Origin of the sequence: Arthrobacter sp. UYP6 (genome assembly GCF_040547315.1) — a bacterium.
GTDB lineage: Bacteria > Actinomycetota > Actinomycetes > Actinomycetales > Micrococcaceae > Arthrobacter_B.
The window spans coordinates 97,914-121,862 of the sequence record NZ_JBEPPM010000003.1 but is presented as its reverse complement, the minus strand read 5'-3'; the positions used below and the strand labels follow the sequence as shown (position 1 = coordinate 121,862).

Here is a 23,949-nt window from a genome sequence, read left to right as displayed (position 1 = left end):
CACAGTGTTGGTGATGAGCGCCAGCCTACGCCGGAACGATGTTCACGAGCTTCGGAGCGCGCACGATCACGGTACGGATCCCGCGTCCGTCCAGAGTCTTCTGGACGGCATCGGAGGCCAGTGCCAGTTCGCGCAGGTCTTCCTCGCTGATGTCTGCGGCAACTTCCAGCCGGTCGCGCACCTTGCCCTGAACCTGGACGACGGCGGTGACCGTGTCCTGGACCAGCAGCGCTTCATCGACCGTGGGCCAGCCGGCATTCGCCACGGAGGCCGGACGGCCCAGCAGTGCCCAGAGGTCCTCGGCCGTGTACGGTGCGAACAGGCTCAGGATGACCGCCACGGCCTCGGCGGCCTCACGGACCGCGGGGTCCGCTCCGCCGACGCCGGAGTCGATCGCCTTGCGGGTGGCGTTGACCAGTTCCATGGTCCGGGCCACCACCACGTTGAACTTGTTGTGCTCCAGCAGTTCGGTGGCATCGGCGACAGTGCGGTGCGTCAGGGCGCGCAGCTTCTTGTCGCCCTTCGCGAAGTCGACGCCGGGTTCGCTGGTGACGCCCTGGCCCAGGCGCCAGGCGCGGGCCAGGAACTTCGCGGAGCCCGACGGCGAAACGTCCGCCCAGTCGACGTCGTCCTCCGGCGGGGAAGCAAAGATCATGGTCAGGCGCACGGCGTCCACGCCGTACTTGTCCAGCTGCTGGCCCAGGTCCACACCGTTGCCCAGGGACTTGGACATGGCCTTGCCGCCGTTGAGGACCTGGCCCTGGTTCAGCAGCGAGCTGAAGGGCTCACTGGTTTCCAGCAGGCCCATGTCATGGACCACCTTGGTGAAGAACCGCGCGTAGAGCAGATGCAGGATGGCGTGTTCCACACCGCCCACGTACTGGCCCACCGGCATCCAGTTCTTGGCGGCCTCCGGATCAAACGGACCCTCGGTGTAGTGCGGGGAAACAAAGCGCATGAAGTACCAGGAGGAATCCACGAAGGTATCCATGGTGTCCGTGTCTCGCTTGGCCGGACCGTCGCACGTCGGGCAGGGTACGTTGACCCAGTCCTCCACCGAGGCCAGCGGGGAGGTGCCCTTCGGCGCCAGTGCCTCACCCTTGAGCCCGGTGGGCAGGGTGACGGGCAGCTGGTCATCCGGAACCGGAACCTCGCCGCAGTTCTCGCAGTGAATGATCGGGATGGGCGTACCCCAGAAGCGTTGGCGGGAGAGCAGCCAGTCGCGCAGCCGGAAGTTCACAAACTTCTCGCCGGTGCCCTGCTCCTCGAGCATCTCGATGGCGGCGGGAATGGCCTCGGCCTTCGGCAGGCCGTCCAGCTTCCCGGAGTTGATCAGCGTGCCCTCGCCGGTGGTAGCGATGCCGGACTCTGCCGGATCTTCCTCACCGGTGTCCAGGACGGCCTTAACCGGCAGGTCGAAGGTCTTGGCGAAGTCCAGGTCACGCTGGTCGTGCGCGGGCACGGCCATGATGGCGCCGGTGCCGTAGTCGGCCAGCACGTAGTCGGCGGCCCAGACGGGGAGCTTTTCGCCGTTGAGCGGATTGATGGCGTAGCGGCCGGTGAAGACGCCGGTCTTGGTGCGCTCGGTGGACTGGCGTTCGATGTCCGAGAGGGCCTTGACCTGCTCGCGGTACTCCAGCAGGGCGTCCATGTGCTCGTCAGTGGTCAGCTCAAGCGCCAGCGGCGCGTCGGCGGCGACCACGAAGAACGTGGCACCGGCGAGGGTGTCCGGACGGGTGGTGAAGACGGTGACCTGCTCGGCAGGCTTGCCGCCGTCGGCATCGATGGTAAACCGGACGTGCGCGCCTTCGGAGCGGCCAATCCAGTTCTTCTGCATGGCCAGCACGCGCTCTGGCCAGTGGCCCTTGAGCTGCTCCATGTCATCCAGCAGGCGGTCGGCGTACTCGGTGATCTTGAAGTACCACTGGTTCAGCGACTTCTTGGTGACCTGGGTGCCGCAGCGTTCACAGGCGCCGTTGACAACCTGCTCGTTGGCCAGCACGGTCTGGTCCTTGGGGCACCAGTTGACCGGGGAGTTCTTGCGGTAGGCCAGGCCGCGCTCGTAGAAACGCTTGAACAGCCACTGCGTCCAGCGGTAATACTCCGGATCCGAGGTCTGGATCCGGCGGGACCAGTCAACGCTGATGGCGTAGCGCTTGAACGACGCCGCCTGCGTGTCGATGTTGCGGTACGTCCAGTCGCTGGGGTGGGCGTTGTTCTTGATCGCGGCGTTCTCGGCCGGCAGCCCAAAGGAGTCCCAGCCGATCGGGTGCAGCACGTCGTAGCCGAGCTGGCGCCAGTAGCGCGCGACGACGTCGCCCATGGCGAACGCCTCGGCGTGGCCCATGTGCAGGTCACCGGAGGGGTACGGGAACATGTCCAGCACGTAGCGGCGTTCCTTGGAACCGTCGTCGGCGGGCTGAAACACGCCGAGCTCATCCCAGACCGCCGGCCACTTCTGCTCGATGTCCGCAAAACTGTATACGGCCTCTTCAGACTCATCCGTCTGTGACTGCGTACTCACTGTTGTCGCCTCTGTCCTCAAAGAAATCCTGTTGATCCGCGGTTGCCGGTCCCTGCCGGCCACACCTAAAACTCAAGTTCCTGACGCTCTCCCCCAGACACACAAAAGCCCCTCGGCAGGCAAGGGGCTTGGCCACGCACGGACGGTGCGCGGCTACCTAAGGAGGAGGGAAGCGTTCATCGTTCCACTTTACAACAGCCGCACCTTTGCGGCAGCCGTGCCGGCGCCGTGTTAAGCCGGACCGCTGATCGCATAGAGCAGCGAGTCCTCCCACCGGCCGCGGATCAGCTTGTGCGCCGGCAACCGTGCTTCCAGAACCATCCCGGTTTTCTCCAAGACGCGGGCCGAGGCTGCGTTGGCCGGGCGGCAGGTGGCGCGGATGCGTTCCAGCCCCAGAACTCCGAATCCAAAGCCGACGACGGCGGCCGCAGCTTCGGTCGCGTAGCCGCGGCCCCATTGGTCGGCGGCAATGACGTAGCCGACCTCTCCGGTGCCGGGCCCGGCTGGGGTAGTGGCGCCGTCGTTGTCGGTGCGGCGGGTTGGGTCAAGCGTGAGGCCCACCGTGCCAATCGGCTCGCCGGCTCCTTCACCGCCGTCGGACCGGGTGATGGCAAAGGTATAGGCGGCCCGTGGATCCGCCTGCCCCTCTGCCAGACAGGACACCAGGAAGTCCCGGCTGTCCTGCGGGGTATTCGGGCCCCACTCAACGTACGCGGACAGCTGCGGGTCGGAGGCGAAACGGTGCACAGCGGCAAAATCCTCCGCTGAGTATGGGCGCAGCGTGAGGCGGGGCGTGTGCAGTTCCATGTGTTGATTCTGCCGCATCGCCCTGACAGTTTTGTTGCCGCCGTATCTTTTGGGCATCCCCGTGCGTCTACCGGGTAAGGACATGGCGCAGTGCCATGCTTTCACCAGATACCGCCCAGGCGGGGAGAAAGAAGGGACACCGGCAATGACAGTTGAAACGGGAACTGATTCTGGAACGGCAGTTCAGCCGCAGAGGACAGGTGAGACGGCCGCCCTGGCCGATACTCGAGGGGACCTGCGCCAGGCCCGCCGCGATTTCCTGGTGGAACTGGTACCGGTGCGGGCCTCGGTGTACGCATACTGCCGTAGCCTGACCCCCACGGTGTGGGATGCCGAAGACCTGCTGCAGGACACTCTGGCCAAGGCCCTGGCAGAGGCATCGCAGCGCCATGAGCCAATCCTCAACACGCAGGCCTGGCTGATCAGGATTGCCACGAACAGCTGGATCGATTCCCTGCGGCGCAGTGGGAGGGTCACTCTGGAGTGGACTGATGCCAACCTTGATGTCCCTGATAGTGCGGCGCCGGATCCGCTCGTGAATCTGGCGGTGGAGTCGGCCCTGCGGCAGCTGCTGGCGGTACTGCCGCCGCGGGAGCGGGCATGCGTGGTCCTCAAGGATGTGTTCGCCTATCCGCTGGCCGAGATCGCCGGCATGCTGGACACGACCACCGGCGCCGTGAAATCCGCCCTTCACCGCGGGCGGGCCACCCTGCAAGCTGCCCGGGCCGGGGACGGCTCCGCTTCGATGGAAGCCGATTCGGCGGAAGCCTGGGCGGACTCTTCGATGCAAGCTGCGGCAGCACCGGCAACGACCCAGTCCGCCGATCATGAGCTGCTGCTGCACCGGCTGGCGGAGGCCTTCAATTCCTATGACATCGACGCCATGGTGGACCTGTTCCTGGCCAGCGGACGAACCGAGGTGGTGGGCAATGTCAGCGAAACCGGACACGAGCAGATTCGGACAGGTTCCATGAGCCACACCTTCGGCCCGGACGCCGCGGAGCTGTACCGGGCAACCGTCCATCACTTCGGTGGCGAGGATGTCATCCTGCTGTGGGAGCGCCCCAAGGATGCGCCGGAAACTCCCGAGGTGGTGGCCGATGTCCTGCGGGTGCGCGCTGCCCACGGCGCACCGCTGATCGCCGAGCTAACGTGGTACTTCTTCTGCCCCGAGGTGTTGGCAGAGGTGGCCGGCGGGCTGGGACTGCCGTTCAAGACCAACGGGGTGAGCTACTTCTAGCCTACGAAAGGCTACCGGTTTGGGCGGAAGTGACCGGTTTGGGAATGTGCTGCCGTGGCGCAGTGGCAGCAATTTCCCAAACCGGCCGCGAAAGCCCGATATGGGTACGAAGTCCCAAACCGGCCGCGAAAGCCCGAGGGCCCCGGCGGTTCTACCCGCCGGGGCCCTCATGGTCTAACCGTCCGCAGACTCAGTGCTGGTCCGCGGACTACGTGTGCTGCTTAGAGCACGTCCTCGTCAACCCAGTCGAAGGTCCGGGTGACGGCCTTGGACCACAGACGCATCTGGCGCTGGCGTTCGCTGTCTTCCATCTGCGGAGTCCAGCGCTTGTCTTCGGCCCACTTGGTCTCAAGCTCGTCGGTGTCATTCCAGTAGCCCACGGCAAGCCCGGCGGCGTAAGCGGCACCCAGGGCGGTGGTCTCCACGATCTTGGGGCGAACCACGTCCACGCCCAGGATATCGGCCTGGAACTGCATGAGCGCCTCATTGGCAACCATGCCGCCGTCGACCCGCAGTTCGGTGAGGGGCACGCCGGAGTCAGCGTTGACGGCATCGAGTACCTCGCGCGTCTGGAAGGCCGTGGCCTCCAGTGCCGCACGGGCGATGTGGTTCTTGTTCACGAAGCGGGTGAGGCCGACAATCGCGCCGCGGGCGTCGGAGCGCCAGTGCGGAGCGAAGAGTCCGGAGAAGGCCGGCACAATGTACACGCCGCCGTTGTCGGTGACCTCGTTGGCAAGGGCTTCGATCTCCGGGGCGCTCTGGATCATGCCCAGGTTGTCCCGCAGCCACTGGACCAGCGATCCGGTGACGGCAATGGAGCCTTCCAGCGCGTAAACCGGCTTAGCATCGCCAATCTGGTACGCCACGGTGGTGATCAGGCCGTTCTCGGAACGGACAATCTCCTCACCGGTGTTGAAGATCAGGAAGCAGCCGGTGCCGTAGGTGTTCTTGGCGGCGCCCTGGCCGAAAGCGGCCTGGCCAAAGGTGGCTGCCTGCTGGTCGCCGAGGATGCCGGCAACCGGAACCTCGCGCAGCAGCTGCGAACCGTGCACGGTGCCGTAGACCTCGGAGGAGGACTTGATCTCAGGCATCATGGACAGCGGCACGCCGAAGTCCTTCAGGATGTTCTCGTCCCAGGAAAGGGTTTCCAGGTTCATGAACAGCGTGCGGGAGGCATTGGTGACGTCGGTGATGTGAACGCCGCCGTCGGTTCCGCCGGTGAGGTTCCAGACAATCCACGAGTCGGTGTTGCCGAAGAGCAGGTCTCCGGCCTCGGCACGCTCCCGCGCCCCTTCCACGTTGTCCAGGATCCACTTGATCTTGGTGCCCGAGAAGTACGTGGCCAGCGGCAGGCCAACACGATCCTTGTACCGGTCCAGGCCGCCGTCCTTGGACAGCTCGTTCACGGTGGGCTGGGTGCGGGTGTCCTGCCAGACAATGGCGTTGTAGACCGGCTTGCCCGTGGTCTTGTCCCAGACCACGGCGGTTTCACGCTGGTTGGTGATGCCGACGGCGGCGATGTCGTGCCGCGTCAGGTTTGCCTTGGACAGCGCGGTCCCCACGACTTCGCGGACATTGGTCCAGATTTCCTCTGGATCGTGCTCCACCCAGCCTGCGCGGGGGAAAATCTGCTCATGCTCTTTCTGGCCGGTGGAGACAATGTTGCCGTCATGATCAAAGACGATCGCACGGCTGCTGGTGGTGCCCTGGTCAATGGCAATGATGTACGTGGGGTCAGGCATGGTTCGCTCCTTCTACTGCTGAATGGATGAGGGGGTGGGGGTCAGGACGCGGCCTATGGCTTTAGACAACGGGCATCGGGATGCCGTTGAAGACAATGCCGGCCAGTGAACCGCCGATGATGGGGCCAACAACCGGCACCCAGGAGTAGGCCCAGTCGCTCTTGCCCTTGTTGGGTATGGGCAGCAGCGCATGGATAATACGCGGACCGAGGTCACGCGCAGGGTTGATGGCGTAGCCGGTGGGGCCACCGAGGGAGGCACCGATGGCAAGCACCAGGAGGGCCACTGCCAGCGGGCCCATTCCGTTGGGGGTTCCGCCGAAGGACAGGATGACGAAGACCAGGATGAAGGTACCCAGGACTTCGGTGACAACGTTCCAGCCGTATGAGCGGATGGTGGGACCGGTGGAGAAAACACCCAGAATGTTCTCTGCCTCGGGCTCGTCGTCGAACTGCTTCTTGTAGGCCAGCCAGGTCAGCACGGCACCCAGCATTGCACCCAGCAGCTGCGCGCTCAGGTACACCATGACGGAGGCAAAACTCGTCTCCACCCCGGGGGCCAGGTCTTTTCCGTTGAAAAGGAAGCCTATTGTCACGGCCGGGTTGAGGTGGGCGCCGGATTGAACCGCAACGAACACACCCGCAAACACACCAAGGGCCCAGCCGAAGTTCACCAGGAGGAAGCCTCCGCCGTTGCCCTTCGTCTTGCGCAGGGCAACATTCGCCACTACGCCGCAACCCAGCAGTATCAGTACTGCCGTTCCCGCAAACTCACTGAGGAATACCTCACCGAGAGTCACCATTGACTTCTCCATCCTATTAATCTGATGTCCCAGCCGATTTTTCGCTGGTTTGGTCTAACTCTGCCACGACTCCATCCCCAGTCAGCCACGGGAGCAAATGCACCGCTGTCCCGTTTGCGCAGTATTGCTGTCCTTCACCATGCAATCAAGTTTCTCCCCCGAAACGCCATAAAACCCCGAAAATACAGGTATTTCCGTGTCCGGCGGCCCCCTCATCCAGTGCCGCGCGTCAGTTCAATTCCAACGGCGGGCGCCATCCTCGGTAGAGTCTTCTGCATGGAACCGGCACCCAAACTTACCCTCAATAACGGCGTTCGCATGGACCAAGTGGGATTCGGTACCTACAAGGTACCCGCTCCGGACGCTGCCCGGCTGGTAGCCGGCGCCCTCAAAACCGGATATCGCCACGTGGATACAGCAGCGTTGTACGGCAACGAGGCCGGTGTTGGCGAGGGAATCCGCGCTTTCACGGAGGAGACCAACACCATCCGGGATGAGATTTTTCTCACCTCAAAAGTCTGGAACACGGACCAGGGCTACGACGCTACACTGCGCGCCTTCGATGCCTCCATGGCCCGTCTGGGCCTGGACGTCCTGGACCTCTATCTCATTCACTGGCCCTGCCCCGAGCGGGGGTTGTTTGTGGACACCTACCGGGCCATGGAGGAGTTGTACCGCGCCGGAAGGGTCCGGGCGATCGGCGTGTCCAATTTCCAGCCGGAGCACCTTAAAACCCTGATGAATGCCTCCGAGGTGGTCCCCGCCGTCAACCAAGTGGAGCTGCATCCCTGGTTGCAGCAGCGCCCGCTGATTGCCCTGCACGGGGAGCTGGGCATCCGGACCGTCGCATGGAGCCCGCTGGGCCGCGGCGCTGTCCTCTCCGATCCGGTGATCACTTCCATCGCCGCCGAGCTTGGGGTTTCCCCCGCGCAGGTCATCCTCCGCTGGCACATCGACCAGGACATCATTGCCATCCCCAAGGCCAGTTCCCCGGAACGGATGGCGGAGAACCTGGATCTCTTCTCCTTCGAATTGAGCGCCGCACAACGCGCCGCCATAGCGGACCTGGACCGGAACCAGCGCTCCGGATCACATCCGGACACGGTCAACTAATGCTCACCAGCCGAGCCCCTGCAGCGGACATTCGACTCACCCGCCGCGCCACGGTACGCACCTTCACCGTGGACGGAACGCTTCAGCGCTGCTGGGACTTCCCCGCCCTTTCCTCCGACCACAACGCCGCAGCCATCGCAGGCCCGCCCATTTTCATGCTTCACGGCTTCCGCGGCGACCACCACGGCCTGCTCCGCGTGGTGGAGGCGCTGCCCCGGCACCGTGTCCTGGTTCCGGACCTTCCCGGTTTCGGCAGCGGCCAGCCGCTCCAGGGCCGGCACGACGTCGGCGCTTACGCCGGCTTTGCGGCGGCCGCCCTCTCCTCCGGGCTCCCGGACGTGGGTCCGGACACAGTCCTGCTGGGGCACTCTTTCGGTTCCATCATTGCCTCCCGCGTGGCGGCGGAGCATCCGGACCTGATCAGTGAACTGGTCCTGATGAACCCCATCTGCGAACCTGCTTTGGAGGGCCCCAAGGGCATCACCAGCAAGGCCGCCGAACTGTACTACCTGGCTGCGGCCCGGCTGCCCGAGCCACTGGGCATGGCTCTGCTGCAGCACCCGGTGATTGTCCGCGGGATGAGCATCTTCATGGCCAAGACCCGGGATCCCGGACTTCGTCGCTGGATCCACGGACAGCATGACGCGTATTTCAGCGCCTTCGCCAACCGAGACGTGGTGCTGGACGCCTTCCGAGCCTCGATTTCCGCCACGGTCCGGGACACCGCTGAGCAGCTGGAGATGCCCGTCTTGCTGATTGCTGCGGAACGAGATGACCTCGGGTCTGTGGCCGGGCAGCGGCGGCTGGCTGCGCTGATGCCCGATGCGGAACTGCATATCCTTCCGGGAGTTGGCCACCTGGTCCATTACGAGGCACCTACACAGGCGGCGGAACTAATCTCCGATTTCCTGCGGCGGAGGCACCCATGACACTGCGCATCGCGGTGGACGCCCGGTTCACGCGAACAGATCACCATGACGGGATCAGCCGGTATGGGGCTTCGCTCATTGAGGCCGTATCCAAACACGCCTCTGTGCTGATGCTGATCTCCGACGAACGCCAGCTCGCGCTGCTGCCGGACCTGCCATGGGTGAAGATCAACAGCCCGCTCTCGCCCGCTGAACTCCTGGTGGCCCTTCGCTTGAACCGGCTCGGCGCGGACGTCGTCGTTTCCCCCATGCAGACCATGGGCAGCTGGGGGCGGAGGTACCCGCTGATCCTGACCCTGCATGACCTGATCTACTATTCCAACCCGACGCCGCCGGGCTTCCTGCCGCCGCCCGTGCGGGCTCTGTGGCGGCTGTACCACCTCGCGTACTGGCCGCAGCGGCTTCTGCTGAACCGGGCCGACGTCGTCGCCACCATCAGCGAAACCACACAGTCCCTAATGGCCCGGCACCGGCTCACGCGGCGGCCTGTCCGCATTGTCGGCAATGCGCCGCAGCCGGGGACGACGCGCCGGAATCCCGCTGCGGCACCGGAGAAGAGCCTCATCTACATGGGCTCCTTCATGCCGTATAAGAACGTGGAAACGGTCCTGCGCGGGATGGAGCATCTGCCCGGGTACACCCTGCATCTGCTGAGCCGGGTGCCCCCGGCGCGGCGCAGTGAACTTGAGGCGCTGGTACCCGAGGGCTCCGCCGTCGTATTCCATAACGGCGTCACCGACGACGAATACGAGGAGCTGCTGCGCACGGCCACTGCCCTGGTGACGCTCTCCCGGGCCGAAGGCTACGGGCTGCCCATGATTGAGGCGATGGCCGCGGGCACTCCGGTGGTGGCCAGCGACATTCCAATTTTCCGCGAAGTCTCCGGCGGCGCTGCCCTGCTGGCGGATCCGGACAGCGCGGAGGCGTTTGCGGACGCGGTGCGCACCCTGGATGACCCGCAGCGCTGGCGGAGCGTAGCGGAGGCCGGGCTGCGGCGGGCGGCAGAGTATTCCTGGGAGACCTCAGCCCTGGAACTGATTGATGCGGCTGAAGAGGCCGTACGCAGGTTCAAGAAACGCTGAGGTTCAAGGAACGCTGACCGGCGGGCGGCAGCACAAAGCGGCCCCGGGGACTGATCCCCGGGACCGCTGGGTGTGTGTTTCAGCGGAGATTTGCCGAATTAGGCCTGCAGAGTCACGATCATCTTGCCCTTGTTGGCGCCCTTCATCAGGTCAATGAACGCCTGCGGGGCGTTCTGAAGCCCGTCAACGAAGGTCTCGTCGTAGTTGACTGAACCGTCCCGCAGCCAGCCGGACATCAGGGAGGCGAACTCATCAGCGTACTGGTTGTAACTGCCCACGATGAACCCGCGCAGGGTGATTTCCTTGCCGATGGCCAGTGCGAGATTACGCGGCCCGGTGGGGGCATCGGTGGTGTTGTACTGCGAGATGGCGCCGCACATGGCGATCCGGCCGAACTTGTTCATGGCCGAGATGGCGGCTTCGAGGTGCTCGCCGCCCACGTTGTCGAAGTACACGTCAATGCCGTCCTCGCCGGCGGCCTGCTTCAACTGCTCCTTGACGGGACCGTCGTGGTAGTTGAAGGCCTCATCGAAGCCGAGGTCCAACAGGTGCTGGACCTTCTCGGCGGAACCGGCACTGCCGATGACCTTCTTGGCACCCATGGCCTTGGCGATCTGGCCAACCAGGGAGCCGACGGCGCCGGCGGCACCGGAGACAAAGACGACGTCGCCTTCCTTGAACTGCGCAACCTTGGTCAGGCCGGCGTAAGCCGTGAGGCCGGTCATGCCCAGCACACCCAGGTATGCGGTGGCCGGTGCCACGTCCGTGTCGATGACGCGGGCGCGCTTGCCGTCCAGGACGGCGTAGTCGCGCCAGCCGAGGCCGTGCAGGACCTTGTCTCCGGGCTTGTGCTCCTCGGACCGGGACTCGACAACTTCGCCGATCGCTCCGCCGTCGAGCGGCGCGTCGATCTGGAAGGGAGGCACGTAGGACTTGACGTCATTCATGCGGCCGCGCATGTACGGATCCACTGACATGTACAGGTTGCGGACCAGGACCTGGCCCTGGGCCAGCTCGGGGAGCGCAACCTCGGCCAGGCGGAAGTTTTCCTGTGTGGGCCAGCCCTCGGGGCGGGAAGCGAGCTGGATTTCGCGGCTGGTCTTCGGGGTGTTCGTCATGGACGGTACCTTCCTTTGGGGGGCCTCGCGGCCCGTTCGGGGGTGATCAATCTTGGGGTGAAGTTGTGTCAGCGGTAGGGGGCAAACCGGCGCTGGTACAACAGGTGCTGGTTTCAGAGGTGGCGTCAGCCGGCCGCCGAGCGCAGGGCCCGGGTGACCTTGGCCAGCGTCTCCTGCAGCGTGTGCAGCTCCTGGGGCTCCAGGCCCGCCGCCTCCGCGACGCGCTGCGGCAGGGGCAGCGCCTTTTCCTGCAGGGCACGGCCGTCCTCAGTCAGGTGGACCTCCACGCGGCGCTCGTCCGCGGCGGAGCGGGTACGGCGCAGGAGCCCGGCGCTTTCCAGCCGTTTGAGCAGGGGTGAGAGGGTTCCGGAATCCAGTTCCAGGGCCCGGCCCAGGTCCCGGACGCTGCTGCCGTCCTGCTCCCACAGAACCATCAGCACCAGGTATTGCGGATACGTCAGGCCCAATTCTTCGAGCAGCGGCCGGTACACGGCAGTGGCGGCACGGGAAGCCGAGTACAGCGAAAAGCAGACCTGGCGATGAAGGGCGTCATTCATAGACTCGACACTAGTCCACAATTTAGTTGTGCACAACCAACTTGTAATGACGGGTCTCTGGGTGATTTTTTCTGTTCACCGGGAGCCGATTTAAACTGCAGATAATCCAGCTTCCATCCAGACGGCGTGCAGGAAGGAGTTTGAGGCGCATGGCATTCGGATTCGATCCTCTCCCGGGAACGGACGGATCCGGGCGGCACCACCCAGGGCCCTGGCCCGCCGGGGACACCGGCCCGCCGGGGACACTGGCTTCCCCGGCACCGTTTCACGGCAGGTCCTGCTGGACGGCAGGATCAACACCGCTGGTATCAGCATGCAGTACAACTGCGGAGTGCTCAGCCTTGATCTTCCGGTGGATCCGGAGCACCGCACACGGAAGATTCCGGTCCGGACGCGCTGAGCATACCTTGCTGCCCCGCGCCGGACAGCTACAGAACGTCCATTCCATCCACCCGAATATAGACGGGATCCCCGGTCCGTTTGGCGGACACCGCAGCTTTGGCGGCCCGCATGGCGGCGGTCACCGCCGGAGCGCAGGCGTAGGGGAAGAATAGGAGCGTACGGTAGCGTCCCCCGGAGCCGCCGAGCTGCCCGTCGCGGTGAACGGGTGCGGGGCCGGGCGGGTCTTCCAGGGGCGCCGGTCCCACCACGCGGGTTTCGGACGGCAGATCCAGACGGGGAACAAACGCGGTGAGTGCTTCCCGGGAGCCGGTGAGCTCGGCATAGCGCACGGCCGGGGGCAGGCCCAGCTCCCGGCGCAGTTCCAGTTCTCGTTCCGCGGCACCGGCAGGATCCCAGCGCAGCAGATGGCCCACCATTGAGGCGTCGTCTGCGGTGACCACCACCAACCCCTTTTCTGAGGCGGGCCGGACCAGGGCTGCAGCGCTGAACCAGCGGCGCAGTGTCTCCTCCCCCGCCCGCAGCGACTCGCGCGACAGCATGGCGTTGCCGTCCAGCAGGACCGCCGCCGCATAGCCGCCTGCAGCCACCGGTTCGGCCCCCGGCGTCGCCACCACCAAAGCCGGAGCATCAGGCACCTGCGCCCGCACATGGTCCCCGGCGGAGGAAATAACCGTTACGGAAGGAAAGGCCCGGCCGAGCTCCTCCGCGGTGCGGCCGGCACCGGCGGTCGACCCGCGCAGCTGCGTCCCGCCGCAGTTGCCGCAGCTGAACATCGGTTCGGGGCGGCCGCACCAGCGGCAGGCCGGAATGCCGTTGCGGCTGGCCAGACCCAGCGGCCCGGCGCAGGCCCGGCAGCGTGCCGGTTCCCGGCACTCTTGGCAGGACAGGGCCGGTGAGAAACCGCTGCGGGCCACCTGCACCAGCACCGGGCCGCGGGTCAGCCCGTCCTGGGCCGCCTTCCACGCCGTGTGGGGAATACGTGCGCGGGCCGCCAACGGATCACGTTCCATGGTGAAGGAGTCCGCTGTGCTGACCACGCGCGGGGCCAGCTGGCGCACGGTGCTGCGTTCGGCGGTGATGCTCGCGGCCCAGCCGCTGGCCACCAGCCGCTGGGCCTCGGTGCTGCGCGAGTGTGAGGCCAGCAGCAGCGCAGTGCCTTCGGCCGCGGCGCGCAGCAGCAGGACATCGCGCACATGCTGGTAGGGTGCCCGCTGCTCGGCGTGGAGGTCATCGGCATCATCCCAGAGCACGGCCAGCCCCAGATGGCGCACCGGCGCATAGGCAGCGGAGCGGGTGCCGATCACTACCTGTACGTCGCCGTGCACGACCTGCAGGAAAGCGCGGTACCGGGGGGTCGCGCCGTCGTCGGCGGTCAGGCGTACAAACTTATCCGCACCGATGCGCGCGGTGAGTGCCTCCTGAACCCGGGCCAGATCCTTGGCATCGGGCACTACGACGACGGCGCCGCGTCCGGAGAGCAGCGTTGACTGCACTGCGGCGGCAATTTCTTCCGGCCAGGCTCCCGGGCCATAGCCGCCGAGGGAGGACAGTACGGCGCGCGGGCTGTGTCCGGCGGCCAGATGCGTCAGGAACCGCGGGCCGTGCGGATACCGCGCCCACGGGTTGGGACCGGATCCTTCGGGCCCGACGGGCGTATCTGCGTCGTCGGCGGCCTCGGTCCGGGCCTGCGGGGTGAATTCCTTGTCCACCCGGGCGGCGCGCGGCGGAACCGCCACGCGCAGCACATCATGGACAGTGCCGGAGTAGCGCGCTGCTACGGCCTCGGCGAGCCGCAGGATCTGGGGTGCCAGGACCGGCTGCGGCGACACCACTTTGCCCAGCGGAACCAGGCGGGCCGAGGTGTCCGCTTCCGCCGTGCGTTCAGTGATGAAGCCGGGCAGTTCCTGCCCGCCGAAACGGACCTTGACCCGGGCGCCGGGGACGGCGTCGCGGTCCAGGTCCGCCGGCACCAGATAGTCGAAGGGCCGGTCCAGATGCGGCAGGGGTGAGTCCAGCAGCACCCGCGCTATGGGCAGCTCAGGCGCCGCCGGCTGCGTTCCCAGACTCCGGGCCGGGCCAACGAAGCCGTGCAGCAGCGACAGCTGCCCGTTGTCCCCCGCCGGATCCTGGCGCATTGTGCCTCCGGTTAGGCGTTGAAGTAGCTGCGGAGGTCCTCGACCTTATCCTTGCGCTCCCAGGTGAACTCGGCATCCTCGCGGCCAAAGTGGCCGTTGGCTGCAGTCTTCTGGTAGATCGGGCGCTTCAGATCAAGTGCGTTGATGATGCCCAGCGGGCGCAGGTCAAAGACGTCCTCAATGGCCTCGGCAATGCGGGCCGGGTCCACCGTCTCGGTGCCGAACGTCTCCACATAGATGCCTACGGGGTGCGCCATGCCGATCGCGTAGGCAATCTGGATTTCCGCACGCCGGGCCAGGCCGGCTGCCACCACGTTCTTGGCGACCCAGCGCATGGCGTAGGCAGCGGAGCGGTCCACCTTGGACGGGTCCTTGCCGCTGAAGGCGCCGCCGCCGTGGCGGGCAAAGCCGCCGTAGGTGTCCACGATGATCTTCCGGCCGGTCAGGCCGGCGTCACCCACGGGGCCGCCGATGACGAACGGACCTCCGGGATTCAGGATGTGCTTGACACTGGAGGTGTCCAGTTCGGTCCCGGCCAGCACAGGCTCGATGACATGGAGGGCCAGGTCTGCACGCAGCTGCTCCAGCTCGACGTCGGCGGCGTGCTGGGAGGAAATGACCACGGAGTCCACGGAGACCGGGCGGTCGCCGTCGTATCCGATGGTGACCTGGGTCTTGCCGTCCGGGCGGAGGTAGCCCAGCGTGCCGTCCTTCCGGACAGCGGTGAGGCGCTCGGAGAGCCGGTGTGCCAGCCAAATGGGCGTGGGCATAAAGACCGAGGTTTCATCGGAGGCATAACCGAACATGATGCCCTGGTCACCGGCGCCCTGCGCGTCCAGGGGATCACCGGTTCCGGCACGGTTTTCCACCGAGTTGAAGACCCGGGACGCAATCTCCGGCGACTGCTGGCCGATGGAGACCGAAACGCCGCAGCGCGCGCCGTCAAAGCCGTTGGCCGAGGAATCGTAGCCGATGCCCAGGATGGTGTCACGGACCAGCTGCGGGATCTCCACGTAGCCTTCGGTGGTGACCTCGCCGGCCACGTGCACCAGCCCGGTGGTGACCAGTGTTTCCACTGCCACGCGGGATTCGGGGTCGACCTTGAGCAGGCCGTCCAGGATCGCGTCACTGATCTGGTCACAGATTTTGTCCGGATGACCCTCAGTGACGGATTCCGAGGTGAAGAGGCGCAGCCCGTCGCGGGCAGCCGAAAGTGCTGAAGTATCTGGGAGAGTCACGAGAATTACTCTACTGGTTCCGGGCCGGGTCCCCGAATGGAGATCTGCGGCTGTGGGTCTGTTGCCAAGGTGGCGGGGAAGTCAGCGGACGGAGAGTGCTGCTTCGAACTCCTGCTCGACGCGGGCGATGATCCGCTGCGCAACCTCGGTTTTGGTGCCCGCATAGGTGGGCGGCGGAGCAGACTCTGAATCCTGCGGTGAAAGCAATCTCACTTCAGTGCTGTCCTGGCCGAACACCAGGGAGGTGCCAACCCGGTTCAGCACCAGCAGGTCACAGCCCTTGCGTGCAAGTTTTTGCCGGCCGTATTCCAGGACGTCAGCGCTGCCGTCACCGGTTTCAGCGGCGAAGCCCACAATGAGGGCGGGCCGGGCAGCTTCTCCGCCGGCGGTGCGGTGCTGCACGGCTTCGGCCAGAATATCCGGATTGCGGATCAGGGTGATGACGGGATCTGCGCCGTCATCGCGCTTCTTGATCTTGGTGTCCGAGGTGGTATCCGGACGGAAGTCCGCCACCGCGGCGGCCATGATCAGCACGTCGGAATCGGGAGCGGAAGCGTGCACCGCTTCGCGCAGCTCCAGAGCCGTTTCCACCCGGACAAGTTCAACGCCGTCAGGGGCGGGAATATCCATGTGGGCGGCGATGAAGCGGACGCGCGCACCGGCATCCAGGGCTGCGCGGGCCAGCGCTGCCCCCTGTTTGCCCGAGGACCGGTTGCCCAGGAACCGGACGGGGTCCAGCGGCTCCCGGGTGCCTCCGGCGGTGACCGTAACGGTCCTGCCGGCCAGCGGCCCGGGCAGGGTCTCAGGTTCCTCGGGGCGAATATCCACCGCAGCCATGGCGGCCGCAAAGATGTCTTCCGGATCCGGCAGCCGTCCGGCCCCGGAATCCGTGCCGGTGAGGCGGCCCACTCCGGGTTCCAGCACCAGGATGCCGCGGCTGCGCAGCGTCTGGACGTTGGCACGGGTGGCCGGATGCGCCCACATTTCAGTGTGCATGGCAGGAGCAAAAAGAACAGGCCCGCGTGCCATCAGCAGAGTATTGGTCAGCAGGTCATTGGCCTGTCCTGCAGCCGCACGTGCCAGCAGGTCGGCGGTGGCCGGAGCCACCACAATGAGGTCCGCCTCGTGGCCGAGCCGGACGTGGTTGACCTTTTGAACTTCGTCAAAAACCGAGCTGGAGACCGTATTGCCGGACAGTGCCTCCCAGGTGGCCACCCCGACAAAGCGGAGGGAAGCCTCAGTGGGAATGACCGACACGTTGTTTCCGGCTTCAGTGAAAAGACGCAGCAGCGACGCGGACTTGTAGGCGGCGATACCGCCGCCTACACCTAAAACTATGCGCACCGCTGCTGCTCCTGACCCTGACCGGCTGGCCAGCTGTTACTAGAGGGAACTAGTGAACTACTCGGCGGATTCCACGGGGCGGCTGACCAGCATGCCCTCGTTGATTTCGCGCAGGGCGATGGACAGCGGCTTCTCGTTCAGCTTGGTTTCCACCAGCGGGCCAACATACTCGAACAGGCCCTCGTGCAGCTGCGAGTAGTAGGCGTTGATCTGGCGGGCGCGCTTGGCGCCGTAGATGACCAGCGCGTACTTCGAGTCGGCTACGTTCAGCAGGTCGTCGATCGGCGGGTTGATGATGCCTTCAGACACAGTAGACACAGATTCTCCAAAATTCTTGATACGGGATGTAGCGGTACGTCAGCGCGGGCGCGGACTGATTCCCATGAGTGATACAAGCTCAGCTGCTGCCCGCTGTACGTCATCATTTACCACGGTGTGATCGAACTCGGGCTCGGCAGCAAGCTCCAGTTTAGCTGTTTCCAGCCGTTGCTGCTGCTCTTCGGGTGTTTCGGTGCCGCGTCCTACCAGCCGGCGGACCATTTCATCCCACGACGGCGGGGCCAGGAACACGAAATTTGCCTCCGGCATGGACTTTTTGACCTGCCGTGCACCCTGCAGATCAATCTCCAGGAGCACCGACCGGCCGTCGGCCATGGCTGACTCTACCGTGCTGCGCAGCGTGCCGTAACGGTTGCGGCCGTGGACCACGGCCCACTCCAGCATTTCGCCCTTCTCCACCAGGGAATCGAACTCTTCGGCGGAGACGAAAAAGTAATGCACACCATTCTCTTCGCCCGGTCGCGGCGGGCGCGTGGTGGCCGATACGGACAGCCACACCTCCGGATAGTTGTCCCGGATGAAGGTGGACACCGTGCCCTTGCCAACTGCGGTTGGACCTGCAAGAACTGTCAGCCGCGGTTGCGACACTGAGGACCTCATTTACTCTCGATGTGATTCGGCCCCGACGCTGCGGCCGCAGCGAAAGCGGCCTAGTCGGATTCCAAAAGTTCTATCAGCGCCTTGCGCTGGTGGACGCCCAAACCGCGCACTCGACGGGTCGGGGCAATACCTACGGTAGCCATTATTCCAGCTGCGCGGCGCTCTCCGACGCCAGGCAGCGCCCGGAGGAGGTCAGCCACCTTCAGCCGGCCCACGGCTTCCTCGGAAGACCGGGACAAAATGACCTCTTCCACGGACATCTCCCCGGTCTTGATCTTGGCCTTTATGTCGGCTCGAACGGACCGGGCGGCCGTGGCCTTCTCCCGGGCCCTGGTGCGTTCGTCTTCTGTCAGTGGCTTGAGGTTCAAAAGACCCTCCCGGGCAAGGACTGGCCCGGCACTGCAGCACGTAAACAGCTGCGGTGCTGGGGCGGTGCTGGTGTATGGGGGTACGGACTGAACCTATCCGCAACCTCACCGCAATTGCAACGTGCCGCGCTACCCGACCCGCCAGTCGGGAACCCGACCGGCGGAGCGGGCAGCGGACCCTGACCAACAACACTGCGTTTAGCCTGCCAGCCCCGCCAGGGTTCGGCCGGCGGCCTCACGCAGCGCTGCCGGTGCCGGGCCGGCCTTCAGGATGTCCCGGCTGGAGGTCGCCAGCACAGTGGGAAATGCGGCACCGAAGGTGGCCCGCAGGTCCGCTCCCGTGGCGCCCTGGGCACCGAGGCCCGGGGCCAGGATCGGCGTGTGGGCAGCAGCCAGATGAATGCCCAGCTCGCTGAGCGCGGTCCCCACTGTTGCACCAATCACCAGCCCGGTGGAACCCAGCCGCAGGTTACCGGCGGGCTGCCCGGAAGTCCCGCCTGCACCGGTTCCGGCTGCGGCCGCCCGCCCCAGTTCGCGGCTGTTTTCAGCCGCAGCAGCGTCAACAATCCGTGCCGCCACGGACTGATCCCCGCCCACGTGCTGCACGGAGGCACCTTCCGGATTGGACGTCAGCCCCAGGACGAAGACTCCGCGCCCGGAGGCCTGCGCCAGATCAAGGGCAGGACGCAGCGACTCGAACCCCAGGTAGGGGCTGACTGTGAGGGAATCAGCGGCCAGGGCCGAGCCGTCCCGCAGCCAGGCATCGGCATAGGCCGCCATCGTGGAGCCGATATCCCCGCGCTTGGCGTCGGCAATGCTGAGCACCCCAGCCTCGGCACAGGCGGCCAGCACCCGTTCCAGCGCAGCCAGGCCGGCGGATCCGTGCCGTTCAAAGAGGGCCACCTGCGGCTTCACAGCCGCAGCGCACTCCCCCACCGCTTCCAGGACGGTGAGGGAGAACCGCTCGGCGCCGGCGGCGTCGTCGTTCAGTCCCCAGGCGGCCAGCAGCGCCGGATGCGGATCGATGCCCACGCACAGCTGGCCGCGGGCGTCCATGGCCTGCTGCAGGCGCGCTCCGAAGGAGGGGCGCGCCTGCTCGGCCGTCAGCTCAGATAACGGATCAGGCGCGTGCTCAGACACCCGTGGAGGCCTTGAGCTTGGCGGCATGCTCCTGCAGCGAGGTGACATCCCACTCGTAGGAGCGCATCGCCTCGATGGCTTGTACGGCGGCACCGAACTCGGAGACGGTGGTCACCACCGGACAGCCGATGGAGGTGGCGGCGGCACGGATTTCGTAGCCGTCGCCGCGGGCCTGACCGCCGGACGGAGTGTTAACCACCAGGTTGATTTCCCCGGCGGTGATCAGGTCCGCAACCGTGCCCTCGCCGTTGGGTCCGGTGCCTTCTCCGACCTTGCGCACTGTGGTGGCGGTGATCCCGTTGCGGCGCAGAACCTCGGCCGTACCGCCGGTGGACAGGATCTCGAAGCCAAGATCCACCATCAGCTTCACCGGCATGATGATGGAGCGCTTGTCCCGGTTGGCCACCGAGACAAAGATCTTTCCCTGCGTGGGCAGCGCAGAGTTGGCGGCGGCCTGGGACTTGGCGAAGGCGGTGTCAAAGTACTTGTCGATGCCCATGACCTCACCGGTGGAGCGCATTTCCGGGCCCAGCAGTGAATCCACCACGGTGCCCTCCGGGGTGCGGAACCGGCTGAAGGGCAGCACGGCTTCCTTCACGGCCACCGGCGCTTCCGCCGGCAGCACCGAACCGTCGCCGACGGCGAACAGTTTGCCCGCCGCGCGCAGCTCCGCGATGGACTGCCCGGTGCCGATCAGCGCCGCGGCCTTGGCCAGCTGCACGCCGGTGGCCTTGGAAACGAAGGGCACGGTCCGCGACGCGCGCGGGTTGGCTTCAATCACGTAGAGCACGTCCGAGGCCAGGGCAAACTGAATGTTGATCAGTCCGCGCACTCCCACGCCCGCGGCAATAACCCGGGTGGCCTCCCGGACGCGGTCGACGACGTCGGTGCCCAGGGTGATGGGCGGCAGGACACACGCGGAGTCCCCGGAATGGATACCGGCTTCCTCGATGTGTTCCATGATGCCGCCCACATACAGGTCGGTGCCGTCAAAGAGGGCGTCGACATCGATCTCGATGGCGTCCTCCAGGAACCGGTCCACCAGGACCGGGTGGTCCGGGGTGATTTCCGTGGCGTTGGCGATGTAGCGAGAGAGGTTCGCCTCATCATAGACAATTTCCATGCCGCGGCCGCCCAGGACATAGGACGGACGCACCAGCACGGGGTAGCCGATCTCGTCGGCGATCTTCTTGGCCTCGTCGAAGGACACCGCGGTGCCGTTCTTGGGGGCGATCAGCCCGCCCTCGTCCAGCACGCGTTGGAAGGCGCCGCGGTGCTCGGCCAGGTCAATGGCTTCGGGCGAGGTGCCCAGGATCGGCACGCCGGAGTCGGCCAGCGCCTGCGCCAGCTTCAGCGGGGTCTGCCCGCCGAGCTGGACAAACACGCCCAGGACTCCCCCGGTGCGCTGCTCCGCGGCGATCACCTCCAGGACATCCTCGAGGGTCAGCGGCTCAAAGTAGAGGCGGTCGGAGATGTCGTAGTCGGTGGACACGGTCTCCGGGTTGCAGTTGATCATCACTGTCTCGTAACCCGCTTCGCGCAGGGCCATGGTGGCGTGCACGCAGGAATAGTCAAACTCGATGCCCTGCCCGATCCGGTTGGGACCGGAGCCCAGGATGATGATGGACGGCTTCGCGTGCTCCGCCACCTCGTCCTCCTCGTCGTAGGAGGAGTAGTGGTAGGGCGTGTAGGCGGCGAATTCCGCCGCGCAGGTATCCACCGTCTTGTAGACCGGGCGGATGTTCAGCGCGTGCCGGACCCCGCGGATGACGGCTTCGGGGGTGTTGGTCAGCCCACCGATCTGCTCGTCGGAGAACCCGTGCCGCTTGGCCAGGCGCAGGATTTCTTCGTTGACCGTGCCGGTCCCGCGGATTTCTTCGGCCACCTCGTTGATCAGCACCAGCTGGTCCAGGTACCAGGGGTCGATGCCGGTGGCGGTGTAGAGCTCCTCCACCGTGGCCCCGCCCAGCAGTGCCTGCTGGACCTGCTTGAGCCGGTCCGTGGTGGGCCGCTTGGCGGCTTCGACCAGTGCCGGAACATTGGCAGCGTCCACCGGAGCGAAGGACAGCGAGGCGCCCTTCTGTTCCAGGGACCGCAGGGCCTTCTGCAGGGCCTCGGTGAAGTTGCGGCCAATGGCCATGGCTTCGCCCACGGACTTCATGGTGGTGGTCAGCGTGGGATCCGCGGCCGGGAACTTCTCGAACGCGAAGCGCGGCACCTTCACCACTACGTAGTCCAGGGTGGGTTCGAACGACGCCGGGGTCTTCTGAGTGATGTCGTTCGGAATCTCGTCGAGTGTGTAGCCCAGTGCCAGCTTGGTGGCGATCTTGGCGATCGCGAAGCCGGTGGCCTTGGACGCCAGCGCTGAAGAGCGGGAGACGCGCGGGTTCATTTCGATGACAACCACGCGGCCGGTGTCCGGTTCAACGGCGAACTGGATGTTGCAGCCGCCGGTGTCCACGCCAACTTCGCGGATCACGGCAATCGAGATGTTGCGCAGGTTCTGGTATTCGCGGTCCGTCAGCGTCATGGCCGGGGCCACGGTGATGGAGTCGCCGGTGTGCACGCCCACCGGATCGAAGTTCTCGATGGAGCAGACCACCACCACGTTGTCGTTGCGGTCCCGCATCATTTCCAGTTCGTACTCTTTCCAGCCCAGGATGCTCTCTTCGAGCAGCACCTCGGACGTGGGGCTGTACTGGATGCCGGCGCCGGCGATGCGGCGCAGGTCCTTCTCGTTGTAGGCCAGGCCGGAGCCAAGGCCGCCCATGGTGAAGGAGGGGCGGACCACCATCGGATACCCCAGTACTTCGGCGGCGGCGAAGGCCTCATCCAGGCTGTGCACAATGATGGACTTGGCCGACTCGGCGCCGCAGCGCTCCACCACGCCCTTGAACTTTTCACGGTCCTCGCCGAGTTCAATGGCGGCAATGTTGGCGCCGATCAGCTCCACGTTGTACTTCTCCAGCACGCCGTTCTTGTCCAGCGCAATGGCCGTGTTCAGGGCCGTCTGACCGCCCATGGTGGGCAGGATCGCGTCGGGGCGTTCCTTGGCGATGATCTTTTCCACCACCTCGGGGGTGATGGGTTCCACGTAGGTGGCATCGGCGAACTCTGGGTCCGTCATGATGGTGGCCGGGTTGGAGTTCACCAGGATGACCCGCAGGCCCTCCTCCTTCAGCACGCGCAGCGCCTGGGTGCCGGAATAGTCGAATTCAGCGGCCTGGCCGATCACGATCGGACCGGAGCCGATGACCAGGACGGACTTGAGGTCGGTTCTGCGGGGCATTAGAGGGATTCCTTGATCTTGCTGGCGGTGTTCTTACTGGCGGCGCTCTTGCTGGCGTCCATGAGGTCCACGAAACGGTCGAACAGGTAGGCCGAGTCGTGCGGCCCGGCGGCGGCTTCGGGATGGTACTGAACCGAGAAGGCGGGGATGTCCAGGCAGGCCAGGCCCTCCACCACGTCGTCGTTCAGGGACACATGGCTGACCTCCACCCGGCCGAAGCGGGACTCGGGAGCGGTGACGGGCCCGTCCAGCGGCGCGTCGACGGCGAAGCCGTGGTTCTGGCTGGTGATTTCCACTTTGCCCGTGCGGCGGTCCAGGACGGGCTGGTTGATGCCGCGGTGGCCGTAGCGCAGTTTGTAGGTGCCAAAGCCCAGGGCGCGGCCCAGGATCTGGTTGCCGAAGCAGATGCCGAAGAACGGCAGGCCCGCATCCAGCACCTCGCGCAGCAGGTTCACCTGCACGTCGGCGGTGGCGGGGTCGCCGGGGCCGTTGGACATGAACACGCCGTCCGGGTTCAGGGCCGTGACGTCTTCAAGGGTGGAGGCGGCGGGCAGCACATGCACCCGGACGCCGCGCTCGGCGAAGCGGACCGGAGTCATGGACTTGATCCCCAGGTCCAGGGCTGCCACGGTGAACCGTGGCTCCCCCTCCCAGCCGTGGTCTGCCGGGTCGATGACGTAGGAGGAGTCCACACTGACCTCCTCAGCGAGACGTGCGCCGGCCATGGACTCCTGCGCCAGGACGTCGGCGAGCAGTTCGGCGTCCGGGCGGGCGGCGTCGGCGCCGGAGAAGATGCCGGCCTTCATAGCTCCGCGCTCGCGCAGGTGGCGGGTGATGGCGCGGGTATCCACGCCGGAGATGCCCACAACGCCCTGGGCGCGCAGTTCCTCGTCCAGGGTGGCCTCGGAGCGCCAGTTGGACGGGCGGCGGGCTGCGTCGCGCACAATATAACCGGCCACCCAGATACGCCGGGATTCGGCGTCGTCGGTGTTCACTCCGGTGTTGCCGATGTGCGGGGCAGTCTGCACCACCAGCTGGCGGGCGTACGAGGGATCAGTGATGGTTTCCTGATAGCCGGTCATGCCGGTGGCGAAGACCGCCTCGCCCAGGGCGGTTCCCTGTGCGCCGTAGCTGCGGCCGCGGAAGGTGCGGCCGTCTTCAAGCATCAGGACAGCTGCGG

Annotated in this window: 19 protein-coding genes; 4 read left to right on the top strand and 15 right to left on the bottom strand. The window is 65.8% G+C overall.

Annotated features, from left to right (window positions below):
* Nucleotides 1-25: 25 nt before the first annotated feature.
* Together leuS and ABIB35_RS03600 are read right to left on the bottom strand one after the other, a co-directional pair.
* Nucleotides 26-2,524, bottom strand: coding sequence for a leucine--tRNA ligase (gene leuS, locus ABIB35_RS03605; RefSeq protein ID WP_502915718.1), 2,499 nt, complete (start codon nucleotides 2,522-2,524; stop codon nucleotides 26-28).
* Nucleotides 2,525-2,755: 231 nt separating this feature from the next.
* Nucleotides 2,756-3,331, bottom strand: a complete 576-nt coding sequence (locus ABIB35_RS03600; RefSeq protein WP_354178971.1) for a GNAT family N-acetyltransferase — start codon at nucleotides 3,329-3,331, stop codon at nucleotides 2,756-2,758.
* 145 nt (nucleotides 3,332-3,476) lie between these two features.
* Between ABIB35_RS03600 and ABIB35_RS03595 the strand changes: the two genes are divergently transcribed.
* A complete protein-coding gene (locus ABIB35_RS03595) occupies nucleotides 3,477-4,571 on the top strand; it encodes an RNA polymerase sigma factor (RefSeq protein ID WP_354178969.1) in 1,095 nt (364 codons plus the stop codon).
* A gap of 221 nt (nucleotides 4,572-4,792) precedes the next feature.
* On the opposite strand, the gene glpK is transcribed toward ABIB35_RS03595, so the two are convergent.
* On the bottom strand, nucleotides 4,793-6,313 hold the full coding sequence (gene glpK, locus ABIB35_RS03590) for a glycerol kinase GlpK (protein WP_354178966.1): 1,521 nt from the start codon (nucleotides 6,311-6,313) through the stop codon (nucleotides 4,793-4,795).
* Between the two features lie 61 nt (nucleotides 6,314-6,374).
* On the bottom strand, nucleotides 6,375-7,112 hold the full coding sequence (locus ABIB35_RS03585) for an MIP/aquaporin family protein (RefSeq protein ID WP_354179210.1): 738 nt from the start codon (nucleotides 7,110-7,112) through the stop codon (nucleotides 6,375-6,377).
* Between the two features lie 279 nt (nucleotides 7,113-7,391).
* On the opposite strand from ABIB35_RS03585, the gene ABIB35_RS03580 reads away from it, so the two are divergent.
* Genes ABIB35_RS03580 through ABIB35_RS03570 form a run of 3 tightly spaced genes read left to right on the top strand, consistent with a single transcriptional unit; the run spans nucleotide 7,392 to nucleotide 10,239 of the window.
* A complete protein-coding gene (locus ABIB35_RS03580) occupies nucleotides 7,392-8,228 on the top strand; it encodes an aldo/keto reductase (protein ID WP_354178964.1) in 837 nt (278 codons plus the stop codon).
* Entirely contained in the window at nucleotides 8,228-9,157 is a 930-nt protein-coding gene (locus ABIB35_RS03575) for an alpha/beta fold hydrolase (RefSeq protein ID WP_354178962.1), read from the top strand. Before ABIB35_RS03580 ends, ABIB35_RS03575 begins: the two co-directional genes overlap by 1 nt.
* A 2-nt stretch (nucleotides 9,158-9,159) precedes the next feature.
* Complete coding sequence (locus ABIB35_RS03570; protein ID WP_354179209.1) at nucleotides 9,160-10,239, top strand: glycosyltransferase family 4 protein; 1,080 nt, start codon at nucleotides 9,160-9,162, stop codon at nucleotides 10,237-10,239.
* A 98-nt stretch (nucleotides 10,240-10,337) separates the two neighbouring features.
* Here the strand turns inward: ABIB35_RS03570 and ABIB35_RS03565 are convergent, their stop codons facing one another.
* The 11 genes from ABIB35_RS03565 to carA form a co-directional block, all read right to left on the bottom strand.
* Nucleotides 10,338-11,357, bottom strand: coding sequence for an NADP-dependent oxidoreductase (locus tag ABIB35_RS03565; RefSeq protein WP_354178960.1), 1,020 nt, complete (start codon nucleotides 11,355-11,357; stop codon nucleotides 10,338-10,340).
* A gap of 125 nt (nucleotides 11,358-11,482) precedes the next feature.
* On the bottom strand, nucleotides 11,483-11,914 hold the full coding sequence (locus ABIB35_RS03560) for a MarR family winged helix-turn-helix transcriptional regulator (RefSeq protein ID WP_354178959.1): 432 nt from the start codon (nucleotides 11,912-11,914) through the stop codon (nucleotides 11,483-11,485).
* A gap of 428 nt (nucleotides 11,915-12,342) precedes the next feature.
* A complete protein-coding gene (locus ABIB35_RS03555) occupies nucleotides 12,343-14,451 on the bottom strand; it encodes a primosomal protein N' (protein WP_354178958.1) in 2,109 nt (702 codons plus the stop codon).
* 11 nt (nucleotides 14,452-14,462) lie between these two features.
* On the bottom strand, nucleotides 14,463-15,689 hold the full coding sequence (metK, locus tag ABIB35_RS03550) for a methionine adenosyltransferase (protein WP_354178957.1): 1,227 nt from the start codon (nucleotides 15,687-15,689) through the stop codon (nucleotides 14,463-14,465).
* 81 nt (nucleotides 15,690-15,770) lie between these two features.
* On the bottom strand, nucleotides 15,771-17,033 hold the full coding sequence (gene coaBC / locus ABIB35_RS03545) for a bifunctional phosphopantothenoylcysteine decarboxylase/phosphopantothenate--cysteine ligase CoaBC (protein ID WP_354178955.1): 1,263 nt from the start codon (nucleotides 17,031-17,033) through the stop codon (nucleotides 15,771-15,773).
* 57 nt (nucleotides 17,034-17,090) lie between these two features.
* The gene (rpoZ, locus tag ABIB35_RS03540) at nucleotides 17,091-17,351 is read right to left on the bottom strand and encodes a DNA-directed RNA polymerase subunit omega (RefSeq protein WP_152217989.1); all 261 of its coding nucleotides are present in this window, start codon (nucleotides 17,349-17,351) and stop codon (nucleotides 17,091-17,093) included.
* Nucleotides 17,352-17,390: 39 nt separating this feature from the next.
* Entirely contained in the window at nucleotides 17,391-17,972 is a 582-nt protein-coding gene (gmk, locus tag ABIB35_RS03535) for a guanylate kinase (RefSeq protein WP_354178952.1), read from the bottom strand.
* Between the two features lie 50 nt (nucleotides 17,973-18,022).
* Nucleotides 18,023-18,340, bottom strand: a complete 318-nt coding sequence (gene mihF / locus ABIB35_RS03530; protein WP_354178951.1) for an integration host factor, actinobacterial type — start codon at nucleotides 18,338-18,340, stop codon at nucleotides 18,023-18,025.
* A 198-nt stretch (nucleotides 18,341-18,538) separates the two neighbouring features.
* Complete coding sequence (gene pyrF, locus ABIB35_RS03525; RefSeq protein WP_354178949.1) at nucleotides 18,539-19,480, bottom strand: orotidine-5'-phosphate decarboxylase; 942 nt, start codon at nucleotides 19,478-19,480, stop codon at nucleotides 18,539-18,541.
* Nucleotides 19,473-22,769 carry a carbamoyl-phosphate synthase large subunit gene (gene carB / locus ABIB35_RS03520; protein WP_354178948.1) on the bottom strand — a complete coding sequence of 1,099 codons (3,297 nt, stop codon included), beginning with the start codon at nucleotides 22,767-22,769 and terminating at the stop codon, nucleotides 19,473-19,475. Before carB ends, pyrF begins: the two co-directional genes overlap by 8 nt.
* Nucleotides 22,769-23,935 carry a glutamine-hydrolyzing carbamoyl-phosphate synthase small subunit gene (carA, locus tag ABIB35_RS03515; protein ID WP_354179207.1) on the bottom strand — a complete coding sequence of 389 codons (1,167 nt, stop codon included), beginning with the start codon at nucleotides 23,933-23,935 and terminating at the stop codon, nucleotides 22,769-22,771. Before carA ends, carB begins: the two co-directional genes overlap by 1 nt.
* Between the last annotated feature and the right edge of the window lie 14 nt (nucleotides 23,936-23,949).

Excerpts from the sequence above, each read along its gene's own strand:
- ABIB35_RS03595 (WP_354178969.1), top strand. The coding sequence starts at position 3,477 with ATGACAGTTGAAACGGGAACTGATTCTGGAACGGCAGTTCAGCCGCAG.
- carA (WP_354179207.1), bottom strand. The coding sequence starts at position 23,935 with ATGCTTGAAGACGGCCGCACCTTCCGCGGCCGCAGCTACGGCGCACAG.
- carB (WP_354178948.1), bottom strand. The coding sequence starts at position 22,769 with ATGCCCCGCAGAACCGACCTCAAGTCCGTCCTGGTCATCGGCTCCGGT.
- ABIB35_RS03560 (WP_354178959.1), bottom strand. The coding sequence starts at position 11,914 with ATGAATGACGCCCTTCATCGCCAGGTCTGCTTTTCGCTGTACTCGGCT.
- ABIB35_RS03555 (WP_354178958.1), bottom strand. The coding sequence starts at position 14,451 with ATGCGCCAGGATCCGGCGGGGGACAACGGGCAGCTGTCGCTGCTGCAC.
- ABIB35_RS03565 (WP_354178960.1), bottom strand. The coding sequence starts at position 11,357 with ATGACGAACACCCCGAAGACCAGCCGCGAAATCCAGCTCGCTTCCCGC.
- ABIB35_RS03580 (WP_354178964.1), top strand. The coding sequence starts at position 7,392 with ATGGAACCGGCACCCAAACTTACCCTCAATAACGGCGTTCGCATGGAC.
- glpK (WP_354178966.1), bottom strand. The coding sequence starts at position 6,313 with ATGCCTGACCCCACGTACATCATTGCCATTGACCAGGGCACCACCAGC.
- ABIB35_RS03600 (WP_354178971.1), bottom strand. The coding sequence starts at position 3,331 with ATGGAACTGCACACGCCCCGCCTCACGCTGCGCCCATACTCAGCGGAG.
- ABIB35_RS03575 (WP_354178962.1), top strand. The coding sequence starts at position 8,228 with ATGCTCACCAGCCGAGCCCCTGCAGCGGACATTCGACTCACCCGCCGC.
- gmk (WP_354178952.1), bottom strand. The coding sequence starts at position 17,972 with ATGAGGTCCTCAGTGTCGCAACCGCGGCTGACAGTTCTTGCAGGTCCA.